Below are 13679 nucleotides of genomic sequence, written 5' to 3' on the forward strand. Positions count from 1 at the left end.
TTTAGCGCCTGCTTAAAGTAAATCACCGCATTTTTAAAATCTTTTTGGGTGTAATAATACTCTCCTACCAAATAGTACGACTTCCAGAAGTGCGGATTTAACGCAGGCAGCTTAAATAATTTTTTTCGGAAATAGTTTCTCTTTTAACAATACTCCGTGACACCTCCTCACTTAAGGAACGGAATTCTCTATAATTTCTGAAAGCCTGGGAGTCTAAAAACTTATCTGCAGGTATTACATCTTCTTCAGAAACCACGCTCTCCCTCCTGCCTTCAGAAAATTTACTGAAAGCTTCTTCGAGATCAAAAGCTACAAAAGTCCCTAATTGGTATGGATTTGCGGATACCCACACTTTTCTTTCGGAAGGCTTAAATAATATTCCGTGGTGTGCAAGTAATTGATTAATTGCTTTTTCATTTCCCAGGCCAATAGCCTCTTCCTGCAAACCTTTTGTATTTCTAAGGATAGCTGCTGCTTTCCCGGGATTCAAAACTTCATTCTTATTTACCAATTCCTGCATTCGTTCAAATCGGTACCGGGTATGGCTTTCGTTTATAGCCTGTTGATTCCGCCGATCCTTTTTATAGGTATCACTCTGAAAATGGTTGCTACAAATTAAATGGTTGGAATTGTCTACCTCGTGAACCCCAAATTTTCCGGGTGCTACCTCAATGACTAGAGCCTTATTTTCAGCTGCGCTTCCTAGCATAATAGCTTCTGAAACAAAGACTTCCCTATTTTTTGCTATTTGAATTGCTTCTTCTGTAGTTGCAGCATATTGCAAAATTTCCCGCGCAACAAGAGAAACCGGAGATTTTGCTTTTAATGGAATTTTTGATTTTCCGGCATTTATGGTTACGCTCAGGCCTTTTTCATTCATCCCGCTTACCACTCCTATCATTCCGCCCCAGGTGTACATCATAAATTTGTGGCCTTGTTCAGGATTTACAAAAGCAGCAATCTTTTCTTCTGCAAATTCATCGCTCACATATAAGTCAAAATTCCGTCCCAACAGAAGCTTTCCGTCACTTGTTTTTTGATCCCAGGCAGCAAAAGACGTGCAACCCACGAGCATAAGGTCCTGTAATGCGTGGCCTATATCGTGAGCCCCGTGCAAATAAAGAGACCGAACGTACGGTGGAGCAAATGAATCATACTTGTGTTGAGCAAAACGTGAAACCCCATAAATTTCCTTTTTATATTCTTCCGGTACGTGTAAATACATTTCGCGGTTAAACCAGGCAACTACTTTACTAAGGAAATTTTGATATCCCCCCGCGGGAACAAGGCTCTCGATCTTTTCCATGATCGCTACTTCCTGCTTATACATTAATTCCCGGGTAAGACTGCCGTTTACCAATCCACGTTCCAGGGCATCTCCTTCAATGTAAAGTTCCCAAATTCCGTACTTGTTTTTAAGAAGAGTATTTTTCCCTATACTGTATAGGCTGTCATTGTGTTTTGTGCGAAGTGTATCAATAGTTTCAATTCCGGAGATATCCGGTCGGTCCTCCATTGATTTTCTGACTCCACAGGAATTGAGGAGGATTAAAAAAATGACAGATATGTAGAAACAACTTCTTTTCAAAATAAACCCTATTCAACTTTCTTCAGCATTACAACCTCATTCTGTCTGTAAGCAATTTCAAAGTTATAATCTAAGATCCACCTATAAGAATAATCGGGATCCAGAATTACTATTTTTTTTAATGTGGATCCCAGCAGTCTTTTTAGATCAATACCTTCAGGTTCCTTAGAAGTATCAGATAGAATGACAGTATTAAAATCCTTCAGATTTTCAGGCATAGAGCTAAGTGAAACTCAGATTATTTGATGTATTTCTGAAAGTATTTTCTGCTACTTCACTTTTTTCAGGGTCGGGTTCATAGCCTGTTATTCCGGTAGCTCCACTTTTGTAAGAAAGAAAAACAGGAAGAACTCCATAACCGGAGTGAATATGTAATACCTGATCCTTTTCATCCAGAAATTCTGCTATTTTTAGATATCGCTCCTTATCAGTTTCGAATTCTCTCTTTACCTCGTCAAACGCTTTTTTATACCTGTAATTATCGTAAACCTCCTTTTTAAAATAGAGCTGATTTTCATTTCCAATAAACTTCGATCTATAATAGAGGCTGCTTAAACTAAAAGGGGGTCTTCCCTCTTTTTTTCTCTTTACGAAGAGCCTGTCAAAAATAAAGCCCTGTATAACAAAGGCCACAGATACTGCGGCTAAAATGCCTATTATTGAAACAACAGAAATGGACCGCAGTACCGGGTGTTTTGCGAAGAACAAAGCGCCAATCCCCAGAAGGGTTGTAATAACCGATAGTAAGATTGAGGTCCTATAGGTATTGAGAACTTTGGTTGAGGATTCGTACTCCTTCAAAAAAGCATTGGTGATAAAAATACTGTAATCCAGTCCCAGGCCAAAAATGAAGGTGGAAATAATAATATTCAGGATATTAAAATCAATTTTTAAAATTGCCATTAATCCCAGGGCAATTACCCAGGTTACACCAATTGGAATTAAAGTGAGTAAAGTCAACTCAATAGACCTGTAAAAGAATAGTAACATCAGGAATACTGCCAGTAAGGAATAGCCAATCAATCTGTTGAAATCATTCTTCAGGTTTCCAAGGAAAGTTTCGTTAAGTTGCTTTCGGTCAATGACAACTGTATTATCCCTTCCATCAAACCTGTCGATCACCTGTTGAAGATTTTCCGGCTCAACATTAATGGAGGTTGTAACCGTGGCAAAATTTTCTCCGGAAGAAATGAAATCATCAAGGTATAAAATTGAAATATTCCTGTAATCGTCCAGATAAAGCGTTTCAAAATTTTCTGAAAGCAGATTATAAAAACTATCAAAACTCTCAGCACGAAAGCCGAAGCTGTCCGATTCCCGGACCAAATTCTTCCGTACCTGCTGTTCTGTAGGTTCTGTCCAGAATTCATTCCATCTGGTAATCCTCTCCAGTTGCGTTCTGGTAGAGAGCACCACCCCTCCTATACTACTGAAATTGGATATTTCCCCCTCCTCCTCCAATTCCTGAAGCTCCCCGTATAGTTCGTTATTGTTTTCGAGGGCTTCATCAATAGAGTTTCCGTAGGATACGAGATAAATTGATTTGGCAGCTCTCCCGGCAATTTGTTGAACCTTCTGCTCCTTAATTTTTATCTCTTCCGGCTCATAATTTAGTTCTGCCAGGTCTGAATTAAAATTAACCGATGTGAAAGTGAACAGGCCAATCACAAACATCAATGAGATTATAATGACCAATGGATTATTCTTATGGAAGCTAAAGGAGGAAATTTTGTCGATGAAAGTTGGCTTCTCCCGAATTGTCTCGGGGATCTTGTAAAGCAAAGGGATCAGGATCAGTGCAAAGATTGAAGATACCACTACACTTATCGCTGCAAAGATTCCCAGGTCATTTAAGGCTTCACTTCTTACAAATAACAGACATAGGAACGCAATAGCAGTTGTAAAGCTGCTCATTAAAACCGGACCCGTCACCTCGCGATATAGTTTTCCCACATTCCTGTTACTTTTGAAGTGAGTAAGGATGTGCAAAGAATAATCTATACTTATACCTAAAAGAATGGCCCCTATTCCAAGGGAAATTGCAGATACAGTATCTTTAATAAGGTATAAAGCAGCTACAGCTGTAAGTCCTCCAATGACGACCGGGAGAAATAAAACAAGAGGCACGTAGAGCCTTCTGTAGTAAAAAATCAAAATGAATAGCAGAATACAAGCGGCTATACCAATGGTTAATTGTATATCCTTTTTAATTTGTCTCGCGTTGGCTATGGAGTAAAGAACTCCACCAAAATAATCTCCTTCTACCTTTGCGAATTCCTGATTAAGGTTTTGCTGAATTTGGTCCAGCTTCCTGATAAAAAGTGCATTTTCTTCGGTCTCAGAAGCGGGTAAGGCTGTAGAAAGAAACAGGAGTACGTGCCTGTGATCTTTGGTGATCAGGAAGTTGTTGTACAATTCAAAATCTTCATCTACCTGTAATTCCTGAAGCTTTTGTAGTCCGAGGCTGGTAATGGATAGAGGATCTTTAAAAATAAAATCCTTGGTAACCAATCCCGTGGGTGAGATGAGAGTTTTATAATTTTCCTCAAGTAGGTTTTTGATACTGTCCCGGGGAAGTCTTTCTTCTATTTCAGAATAATCATCTTCATTTAGAAAAAGAGGGAGGTTGTTGTAAACGAAATTGTAGATTTCCCTGATGCCTTCCTCCGGTACTTTACCCTGAACATCTTCTACATATTCCGGCAGTTGAAGTTCAAGGGAATCTAAAAACTGTTGCGCATATAATGTTACCTCTTCGGGATCGGGTTCTTCAGAAGTTGAAGAAACAGTAATAATTAGTTTATCTGAAAATTCTGTTTGATCCAGCACCTTCCGCAGTACATCCTGCCTTTCTCCGGAAGGAATCAGGCTGGCAATATCTTCCTCCAGATTGATCTTTAAGGCAAGAAAAACTATGGCGCCAATAAAACATAATAGTGCGACAACTGCAAGTAATTTGTGTCGTAATAAGAAGTTGTGAATCTGAAACATTTAAGGTTTCACCACCTGCTTTTGGTTAGATACCGAAAATAAGAAATAAAAGACAATCCAAAGAAGGAATGCGACTATTCCTGCAAGAACAAAACTGCCCAGCAGGTATTGGCCCAGGCCGCTGAAAACCTCTGCACTGGAATCAAAATCGCTAAGTCGGAGTTCCCAGGCAAAACCTTTACCCTTTATTAAGGAGCCTAATTGATATCCTGCATATACTATAATAGGAATTAAAGGTGGAATGCTGATATTGGAGAATAGAAATGCCGTAACCTTGTTAAGTTTAAAAGCGGCGGCCAGCAAAAATACCAGCAAGGTGTGTAAACCCCAAAAAGGCGACATCCCCACAAAAACTCCCAAAGCAACAGCAGCTGCTTTCTTATGTGCTAGCTCCTGGCTCTTAATGATATCTTCTCTCCAGAATCTTTTAAATCCTTTTTCCCTGAATTCTCTGTATTTATTACGGGGATGGATATAAAAGAAACTCACCAGTACAAACCACATATAAAGCAGCACGATCCTCGTAACATCCCAGAAAGGCCTGAAGTGAGTCACGCGATTATCTTCATAGAATACTTTAATTGGAACGTTTTTCACATCCACTCCCCTCCAGGCAGCTTTTACAATGATCTCGATCTCGTATTCAAATTTATTAGTGTAAAGCTTTATTGGGTTTACAATTTTAAGAGGATAAAGCCTGTATCCACTTTGGGTGTCCCTTAAATTAATTCCGGTTACCACTAGATACCAAAAGTTAGAAAATTTATTTCCTGTTGTGCTTTTTCCGGGAATTCCGTCCCTGCCCATATTTCGGTCACCGACCAATAAAATCTCTTTATCTCCTTCTTTTGATTCCAGTTCGCTAAGAAAAATGTCCAGATCATCGGGATAATGCTGCCCGTCAGAATCTATAGTGATGGCATACGCGTAGCCCAGATCTTCAGCTTTTTTAAATCCATAATTTAAGGCCGCACCTTTCCCCCTGTTTTGATCGTATTCATAAATATTTAGGTCAGAAAAATTTTTTAAGATGTTATGGGTGCTGTCTGTGGAGCCATCATTAACTACGATGATGTTGCTGGTATACAACATAAGGTCCCGGAGAACACTCGCCAGGCTTTTTTCATTGTTATAGGTAGGCACCAGAATACAGCACTTAAGAGCGTCAAATCTGGACTGATATACAGGTTGATTTTTCAAAACAGGCTAATCTTATCTCTGCAAAAGTACTTAATATTTAATCTGCTGAACTTTAAAAGTTGTCACTTTACAAGACGGAGTATACTGCGCTGAATTTAAGAGCTATAGCACCCCTGTGCTTAGCCACTCCTTTAAGTGAAATAGTAGAATCTTTTGTTTCAACAGAAGATTCCAAAAGCAAATTTTCATCCTCGTTGGGATTAACAACAGCCATAAATTTAATATTTGAAGCTGTCTTTAGCTGAAGTTTGGAATTAGAAAGACGCTCTGCTTCTTCCTTGAATAGCTGCATCAAAATTACACCAGGAGTCACTAAGTAAGTCAGGAAAATGTCCGTCGTAAAGATGATGTTGTTTATTTATTGCGAGTTCGGTAGTATAAACACCGGATGATTCAGTAGTATTTTTGACCGAATAAAAGTTTTGTAGTAGCATCTTCTCATCTTTCAGATAGAGCACTAAAATAGAGAGAATATTTTCAAAATATTAAAGAAGAGGACTAATTTTTGAAAACCCTGTAAATTACTGCTGAAAAACTGCCGGATCCAGTTTCGCATTAAGTGTTATATTCCTGAAGGTAATGTGCGTATAATCCCCATTTTCCTCCATTAGCTTAACAGAATCCACAAAATTTTCTCCGTTAAAAATCATAATGATCTCACTAAACATTTCCCTGACAGATTCATCCAGCGGAACAATTATGGCCTGTACATTTTTTCCGGAATTATAATAGGTAACTTTAAAGTTTTCAGGATCTTCTAATAGTTTTCCATTGACACTGCCGGAAATTAGGCTTACCAGTTTTCCAAATAATTTATTAGCCTTTAAGTTCGTTGAACTCTTGACGCCATCGTCATTTAGGAATAATTGATTTTCTTTAAAAAGGATATGATAATTATAGGGTTCATGGTATTCCCATTTAAGTACATCGGGTGTTTTATAGTATAGTTTTCCTTCACTTACAGCCTCATCCTTCATAAGCTGCATATACTTTACCTGATTAAAATCACTGGAAAGACTTTCCAGATTTTCTGCGTGCTTTGCGACTTCGGTTTTAAAAGATTTAATTTCCGCATCGGTAAGTTCTTTCTTTTGAGCTATAAGTATAGCAGGTAAAAGCAAGAGAAAAATTTTAATTATATGCATCTATCTGAAATAAGTCATCAACCCTTACAGGGTCAAAATTATTAGCTTTCAAAAATATCAACAATTGTTCCAATATTTCTACGGTTCTCTCCTTACTGTCGTGAAATAAAATGACATCCCCGGGCTTAATCCTGTTCAACACCCGCCTCACCACAATTTCTTCAGATTCTATAATGGCGTCGTAAGAACGCAAATTCCAACCAATCACTTTGTGCCCCGTAATGTCCAGGGCCTTTTGTGTCCTTGGATTAATGATTCCGAAGGGTGGCCTAAAAGTCGTGGGGGTAATTCCACCTGTTTCTTTCATTACCTGATCACACCTGCGGATCTCTTCGACAAGAGTTTCCACAGATAGGAATCCCATTTTGCGGGTATGGGTATAAGTATGATTTCCCACAAAGTGACCTTTTTTCAGGATAAGATTAAAAATTTCAGGATGCTCTTCTATGTTATTCCCAATGCAGAAAAAGCTGGCTTTTACCTTGTACTTGTCAAGGACTTCCAGGATTTTTAGCGTGTTTTCTACAGGTCCGTCGTCAAAAGTAAGAGCGATACGGTCCTCTTCCTCGTAAGGATTATTGTTATATGCCTGCACGAAAAAATTCAATTGGATATTTGTAGAAACGAAAAGCAGAAAACTTACATATCCCAGTATAAAACCTATTATCAACAGTCCGGGAATTAATTGTAAAGCAGAAAGCATAGCCGCTATAAGAAGAATGGCCAGTACTATTTTATTTAAAGTTTTAAAGCTCAATTGATCTTAAAAGTATAAAACTGTGGTTCTCTCCAAGGTATTGATTATAAATTAAAATTTCCCCTGGCTCCCCACCCGGAATTTCATTTATTTTTAAAACCGGGGGAATAAATTTATTTCTAAAGATATTACAAGCAAGAACAACAGCAAAACCTGTTGCCGTATCGTAGTCTCCACTTAAGTGTTTAAAAGCGAGTTGAGTTTTTTCTGAAAATAACTTATTCGACAACTCATCATAAAAATGATCAAACCGTATATCACCATTCTTTCCTACTATAACCACATCTATATCTGCTTAAGTGACCGATTATTCTTCAGAAGAAATTGCTGAATTTTTTCTGAAACAGTTTTAGGGTCTTCAGAATTTACCACTGAAACATCTACCAGTTCAGCATAAGAATTGGCTGTACTCTCAGCTGAAATCGTTAAAAAATGAGCACCTTCCGAGATTATAGTTCCGGGAGTACTACTGTTAAGAAGCTGAAGATTATCAATTGCTTCAGACTTTACCTGCCCGTCCAGCACCTGAAAAGAAGTAATTTTTTCTGAAATTTCATCTACCCCTCCAACAAGTACAGTATTTTCGGAATCTTCCTGAAGAAAAAGTAGGGAATCAATTAAAGCTGACTCAAGCGAAGCAGAGTTTTGGCTGTAGGTCATATTATAGCCTTTGCACGCAAGGTTCAGGGCAATTTGCCCACCGATTGTGTTATGCGTAGACTGAATAAATGAGGTTGGGGATAGAGTTTCCTCTTCCCTGTCCAGCATTTCCTGTAGAAATTTCTCCGTATCAATTTTAGATCCCTGCCCGGTTCCGGTAATCACCACGTCGGGAACTTCAACATCGGCATCTTCAAGGGCAGTCTTTGCAGCTGTAAGTCCCATTTTTATTCCTTTAGACATGCGTCTTAGCTGCATTGCCGGAATATGCTTTTTAAAATCAGGTGATACGGCAGGAATTATATTCTGATTGTAACGAATTACCTTCTCCTCAAAAAGTTCCTTTATCTCCTGTGCAGAAATACTTCCGATGCCGTTTATGTAAATCTTCGTTTTCATTTGCTGAAAACTAAAGATGTACAGTTACCGCCAAAACCAAAGGAATTAGACAACACCTTCTGAATAGATCCTTTTTCGGAAACAGTAACAGGTATAAATCCTGTTTCGCCCATAGCAGTATCAAAATGAAGGTTCGGAAAAATTGTATCCTTATCTATACTTAACAAACTGAAAACAGCCTCTATCGCACCTAAGCAGCTGCAAGGGTATGTCCGGTAAAACTTTTCGTGGAACTAAAAGCAGGAGGCGCATATCCAAATATTCTCTGCATTGCAATGCTTTCAGAAAGATCGTTGTTTTTTGTAGCAGTGCCATGTGCGTTAATGTAGTCGATTTCTTCCGGGTTACATTTGGCAACCTTAAATGCTCTTTGCATTGCTTCAAAGGCTCCTTCTCCGGTTTCTGATGAGGCCGTTTGATGGAAAGCGTCATTGGCATTTCCATATCCGCTGATCCTGCCTAAAACCTCTTTGTCCTCCAAAACATCATCTGCTTCGAGCACAAGAAAAGCTGCTCCTTCTCCCAGGTTGAGACCGCTACGGTTTTCATCAAAAGGTTTACAAAATTCAGGAGAAAGGATCATTAAAGATTTAAAGCCGTTCAGGGTGAATTTTGAGAGACAATCTGTCCCTCCAACTATTACTCTTTTTATTTCCCCAGCTCGTATTAAGCGCGCTCCCAGCATTATTGCATTTGCCGATGAGGAACAGGCAGTGCTTATAGTAGAAGTATATCCTCCTATATTCAGGTATTTACTGATTTGTGTTGTGGTAAAACCCGGATGCTGAGCTCTGATAAATCTTCGGTTTGCAGTTTCACTTTCGAAGCTTCCAAAATATTCTTCAGTATAATCCATACCTCCCACACTGGTAGCTGAAATAAAACCGGTTTCAGAAAGCTCCTTCGACGATAGTTTGGCCTGCAAAACAGATTCTTTAGCCGCAATAGCTCCCAACAATGCAGCTCTTGTGAAACTATGGCCTTCAGGTAAGTTTAAGGATTTTGCCAGTTCAGTGTCAGAAATTTTGATTTCACCTACAGGAAGAGAATTGTGACGGGTTTCAAAAATTTCAGGATAGGAAAGTCCGCTTTTTCCGGCAGTGAGGGCACAGAGGTTTGCTTCAACTCCCGTTCCCAGTGCCGAAATTATACCCATACCGGTAACGGCAATTCCTGTTTTCATCGGCTATTTTGTACGGTGGCCTTCTATATATTCAGCCATTGTATTTACCGAGGCGAAAATTTCTTTTCCCTGGCCGGGATCATTTAATTTAATACCATAATCTTTTTCAAGAAGCACGATTAGTTCAAGTGCGTCAATAGAATCCAGGCCTAATCCTTCCCCAAAAAGTGGTTCATTATTGTCAATATCTCCCACCTCCATGTCTTCAAGATTTAGCTGCTCTATAATGCTTCGCTTTAACTCTGTCCTTAAATCACTCATTTTCAAAATAATATAGATGCTCTAAATTTTCTTCGGAAAAAGGTATCTCCCCTTCCGGTGAAATATGGCACAAAAATACATCATATTCATCGTTTTTCAAGTCAATCCAGCCGGAAACAACTGCTGCTGCTTTACCTGTTTTTAAAAGGATTGTAGAATAGTCGTATAACAATTTAGGATTAAATTTTTTCTCAATAAAGAAAGCATTTTCACTTTGAAGTTTTTGACGTATGGATATTTCTCCAAGAACAATGTTTGGCAAAGTGTAAACAAAAACCGCAGGAGACACAATTCCTGCAATGGAATCCTGATGTTTAAGATCTGTGTCGAGACTGGATCGGGAATTGGAGAAAATAAGGGCAGTATCAGGATCCGGAGTTTTTCCTAAAAAAAGAACTTCAGTCGCAAGAATTCCCAGTTTGCAAAGCCAGTCCATTTTAAAGAATTTCGGATATTCAATGTTCAAGCCCTTGTAGGCCTTTTTTAAAAAGTTGTTTCCCGCGGAAGCATCATCATAAATAACCTCTTCCCCATTTAAGAGAATTCTGCAATCTTTTATACGAACATAAGTAGTTATTTTAAAAAGATCTTCCTCCATTACTTCTGCTCCTTTTTCAGCACCATTGCAAGATTGCAACCACCAAATCCTGAGGCTGTTTTTAGAGCATAATTTAACTCTTGCTTCCTGTAATCTGATATAATACTTAACTCTTTCGAAGTTCCCGGGCCGTTATAGTTAAGGCAAGAAAACAGCTCATTGTTCAACAGGCAGTGTTTGGTGAGTATGCTTTCCAATAAAGCCGATGCACCCATTGTATGACCGTAATACCCTTTATAACTGTTTAACGGTACTTTCTGAAAGCCGGAGCGATGAAAAGCAATGGCTTCCATTTCATCATTAAAAATGGTGGCTGTTCCGTGAGCAGATACGTAATCTATTCTTTCTGCTGAAATTTCAGCTTCAGCCAGGGCTCTTTGGATACTTTTGAACAAACCTTCTCCTGTTCGGGAAGGGCCTGAAATATGGTTGGCATCATTAACTGAAGCTTCCCCGATAATCTTTACATTTTCTGAATTTTTCTTCGGTTTAGAACCTAATAATACTGCTGCAGCTGCTTCTCCTATGCTTATTCCGTTTCTGTCATTTGAAAACGGTTTACAGGGCTGGTCGCTTATTGCCTGAAATGACTGAAACCCGAACACAACAAAATCTGATACCAGGTCCCCTCCTACTACTACAGCATTTTCAAATTTACCCGCCTCAATAAATTTGGCAGCAACAGTCATTGCTAGTCCTCCTGAAATACAGGCATTGGAAACTACAATGGGTTTTAATTTAAATCCAAAAAACTTTCGGATTACTTCTCCTAGTTCTGAAAGTAAAATGCGGTCTTCAGAAAATTTGTCACCTCCCAGAAGATCAATATTTCCCTTTGTTGTAGATATTACCAGCCCTGTAGAGTTTAAATCTAATTCAGGATTTGCTTTAATTATCTGATCTACTGATAGCAGCATCATCTGCTCCAGTTTAGTATAATCTGCGGGATTTCCTATTTTTTCAAAAGCCTCAGAAATAGCGACTTTATCAAGACTACCTGCATAAAAACTTCCGGAAGAAAATCTGCTGCTTTTATGTAGTTGTAAAGCAGACTTTTCATTTCTAATCGCCTGCAGATTCTCTTCCGTAGAAAATCCAAGAGGAGAAATTATTGAATCGTCCAGCAGGTAAACTCCTTTCATTTTTCAATTGCCATTTTACTTTTCCGCTCCAGGAAGAACGGAGGATTATTCAGAACCAAATCCCCTTTTACATCCAAAAAAACCTGAATAGTTTCTCCTGTACAAACCACTCTGTCATTTTTGGTAACCTTGTACTCAAAGATCATTTTTGCTGCAGCGGTAGGTTTAAAAGTAGTTTCTATTTCAAATTTATCTCCGAAGTGCAGGGGCAATTTATGCTCACAGTTGGTTTTTACTATGGGAGTAGAATAGCCAAGTTTCATCACATCCTGATATGAGAAGCCATGGCTGGCACAAAAATCTTCCCGGGCGTCTTCAAAATATTTTAGATAGTTCCCGTGCCATACGATCTTCAAAGGATCACACTCCCGGAATTTCACCCGGAATTGAGTAATGGAACTTAAATTATTTTCTGACATTAATCTACTGTAACCGTCTTCATTTCAGATGATGCCACCCTTTCTCCTGCTTCATCGTATGTTTTGGCTGTAACCAAAGTAACTTTCATCACCTCCTGAAGAATTTCAACATAGGTAGTGAGCTTGCTTCCGGCTTTTGGAAGAGACATAATTTCTACCGATTTAATTGCGCCAATAAAACCAGTTTGAGGTCTTTCCAGCCCCGCAAGAAACCCGCGGTAGCCGCGATGCAGGGACATACTTTGTGCCATGTGTTCGATCAACCCGGGCTCAGAAAAACTGCCGTCTTTCACCAACAGATTATCTGTAGGAATTGTAAATGCCATTTTGCCCGTAAGCGCAGTATATTCCAATAACGAGTCAACCATAACGAACGGCGGTCGTTGGGGGATCAATTTTAGAATTTTTTCAGCCTCAGTTATCGGCTCCGTCAGTACGTTATCTGCCATTATTCTTGCTTTTGAAATCGTTCCAGTAATCGTAGTAATTATACCATTGTTGCGGATATTTTCGCAACATCTCTTCGAGGTTTTGAAGATACAATTTTAATAATTCTTTCCCACTATTTGCATTTTCCTGTGCGGGACGTGCATAAAAGTGATAGTGGAAATTCTTTTCCCTCATAATGTGCACAAACAAGACAGGAATATTGTTTCTCTGAGCCAGCTTAAAAGGCCCTTGCGGAAACTGTACCTCTTTCCGCATAAATTCCTGGATATAGGTTTTGGAACCTTTTAAATACCTGTCTGCAGCAAAGACGAGCAATTCATTACGTTTTAGTGCCTCGTTCATTTTAAAAATATGGGAAAGATCATCTTTCAGGACGATCGTTTTTAAAGTTGATTTTCCGGTGACAGATTCCAGGTAGTTCTTGATTTGCTGATGTTCAAAATCGGTCATCACCAAATTTACCACGGCAGGGTTATGCTCATTGTCAAAAAAATGCCGTGCAAGGTTAAAATTGCCCATATGTGCAGTAAGAAGAATTCCTCCTTTCTTTTGCTTCAGAAGATTTTTGATATTCTGAATTCCGTCAAATTCAAAAGTATATTTTTCTTTTAATCCTGCGGAAATAGCCACACGATCCAGCTGAATTCTTCCGAAGGTAAAATAGCTGCGATAAACATTTAAGGCCGCGCTTATTGCGGAATAATTCAACCTCCTTCTGAAAAGATAATAAGTACTTTTGGTTGAGCTGAAGGAAAAGACTATAAAATAGGCGGCAACAAAAAGCAGAACAAAATAAGAAGCATATAATCCGAAAGTTTTAATGATCCATACGTAGATCCTTAAACCTAATACGGTACCTCTGGATTTGCCGTGCCAGTTTGCCATA

General features: G+C 38.9%; 16 protein-coding genes and 1 pseudogene. All 17 read right to left on the reverse strand.

What is annotated here, in order from left to right; all coding sequences use genetic code 11:
- Positions 1 to 97 precede the first annotated feature (97 nt).
- A complete protein-coding gene (locus LZ575_RS02780) occupies positions 98 to 1516 on the reverse strand; it encodes a C45 family peptidase (protein WP_311195942.1) in 1419 nt (472 codons plus the stop codon).
- Between the two features lie 80 nt (positions 1517 to 1596).
- A complete protein-coding gene (locus tag LZ575_RS02785; RefSeq protein ID WP_235328235.1) occupies positions 1597 to 1806 on the reverse strand; it encodes a hypothetical protein in 210 nt (69 codons plus the stop codon).
- Positions 1807 to 1810: 4 nt separating this feature from the next.
- Positions 1811 to 4579, reverse strand: a complete 2769-nt coding sequence (locus LZ575_RS02790; RefSeq protein WP_235328237.1) for an MMPL family transporter — start codon at positions 4577 to 4579, stop codon at positions 1811 to 1813.
- Complete coding sequence (locus LZ575_RS02795) at positions 4580 to 5779, reverse strand: DUF2062 domain-containing protein (protein WP_235328239.1); 1200 nt, start codon at positions 5777 to 5779, stop codon at positions 4580 to 4582. It abuts the gene before it with no gap.
- Positions 5780 to 5846: 67 nt separating this feature from the next.
- Positions 5847 to 6071 (reverse strand): hypothetical protein, encoded by a 225-nt coding sequence (locus LZ575_RS02800; RefSeq protein WP_235328241.1) that lies wholly within the window; start codon positions 6069 to 6071, stop codon positions 5847 to 5849.
- Positions 6034 to 6213, reverse strand: coding sequence for a hypothetical protein (locus LZ575_RS02805; protein ID WP_235328243.1), 180 nt, complete (start codon positions 6211 to 6213; stop codon positions 6034 to 6036). The genes LZ575_RS02800 and LZ575_RS02805 overlap by 38 nt, the downstream gene beginning before the upstream one ends.
- 87 nt (positions 6214 to 6300) lie before the next feature.
- On the reverse strand, positions 6301 to 6900 hold the full coding sequence (locus LZ575_RS02810; protein ID WP_235328245.1) for an outer membrane lipoprotein carrier protein LolA: 600 nt from the start codon (positions 6898 to 6900) through the stop codon (positions 6301 to 6303).
- Positions 6901 to 6910: 10 nt separating this feature from the next.
- Positions 6911 to 7681: a polysaccharide deacetylase family protein gene (locus tag LZ575_RS02815; RefSeq protein ID WP_235328247.1), complete on the reverse strand. Its 771-nt coding sequence runs from the start codon at positions 7679 to 7681 to the stop codon at positions 6911 to 6913.
- A complete protein-coding gene (locus LZ575_RS02820; protein WP_235328249.1) occupies positions 7671 to 7964 on the reverse strand; it encodes a hypothetical protein in 294 nt (97 codons plus the stop codon). Before LZ575_RS02820 ends, LZ575_RS02815 begins: the two co-directional genes overlap by 11 nt.
- Positions 7965 to 7966: 2 nt before the next feature.
- Positions 7967 to 8740: a beta-ketoacyl synthase chain length factor gene (locus LZ575_RS02825; protein WP_235328251.1), complete on the reverse strand. Its 774-nt coding sequence runs from the start codon at positions 8738 to 8740 to the stop codon at positions 7967 to 7969.
- A pseudogene (locus LZ575_RS02830) lies at positions 8737 to 9923 on the reverse strand (beta-ketoacyl-[acyl-carrier-protein] synthase family protein). Before LZ575_RS02830 ends, LZ575_RS02825 begins: the two are co-directional and overlap by 4 nt.
- Before the next feature lie 3 nt (positions 9924 to 9926).
- Positions 9927 to 10184, reverse strand: coding sequence for a phosphopantetheine-binding protein (locus LZ575_RS02835; protein ID WP_235328253.1), 258 nt, complete (start codon positions 10182 to 10184; stop codon positions 9927 to 9929).
- Positions 10177 to 10782, reverse strand: a complete 606-nt coding sequence (locus tag LZ575_RS02840) for a hypothetical protein (protein ID WP_235328255.1) — start codon at positions 10780 to 10782, stop codon at positions 10177 to 10179. The genes LZ575_RS02835 and LZ575_RS02840 overlap by 8 nt, the downstream gene beginning before the upstream one ends.
- On the reverse strand, positions 10782 to 11924 hold the full coding sequence (locus LZ575_RS02845) for a beta-ketoacyl synthase N-terminal-like domain-containing protein (RefSeq protein ID WP_235328257.1): 1143 nt from the start codon (positions 11922 to 11924) through the stop codon (positions 10782 to 10784). The genes LZ575_RS02840 and LZ575_RS02845 overlap by 1 nt, the downstream gene beginning before the upstream one ends.
- Complete coding sequence (locus tag LZ575_RS02850; RefSeq protein WP_235328259.1) at positions 11921 to 12343, reverse strand: thioesterase family protein; 423 nt, start codon at positions 12341 to 12343, stop codon at positions 11921 to 11923. The genes LZ575_RS02845 and LZ575_RS02850 overlap by 4 nt, the downstream gene beginning before the upstream one ends.
- Entirely contained in the window at positions 12343 to 12792 is a 450-nt protein-coding gene (locus LZ575_RS02855; protein ID WP_235328261.1) for a hypothetical protein, read from the reverse strand. The genes LZ575_RS02850 and LZ575_RS02855 overlap by 1 nt, the downstream gene beginning before the upstream one ends.
- Positions 12782 to 13678, reverse strand: a complete 897-nt coding sequence (locus LZ575_RS02860) for a lipid A biosynthesis acyltransferase (protein ID WP_235328263.1) — start codon at positions 13676 to 13678, stop codon at positions 12782 to 12784. The genes LZ575_RS02855 and LZ575_RS02860 overlap by 11 nt, the downstream gene beginning before the upstream one ends.
- Between the last annotated feature and the right edge of the window lies 1 nt (position 13679).

Source organism: Antarcticibacterium sp. 1MA-6-2 (genome assembly GCF_021535135.1).
GTDB lineage: Bacteria > Bacteroidota > Bacteroidia > Flavobacteriales > Flavobacteriaceae > Gillisia.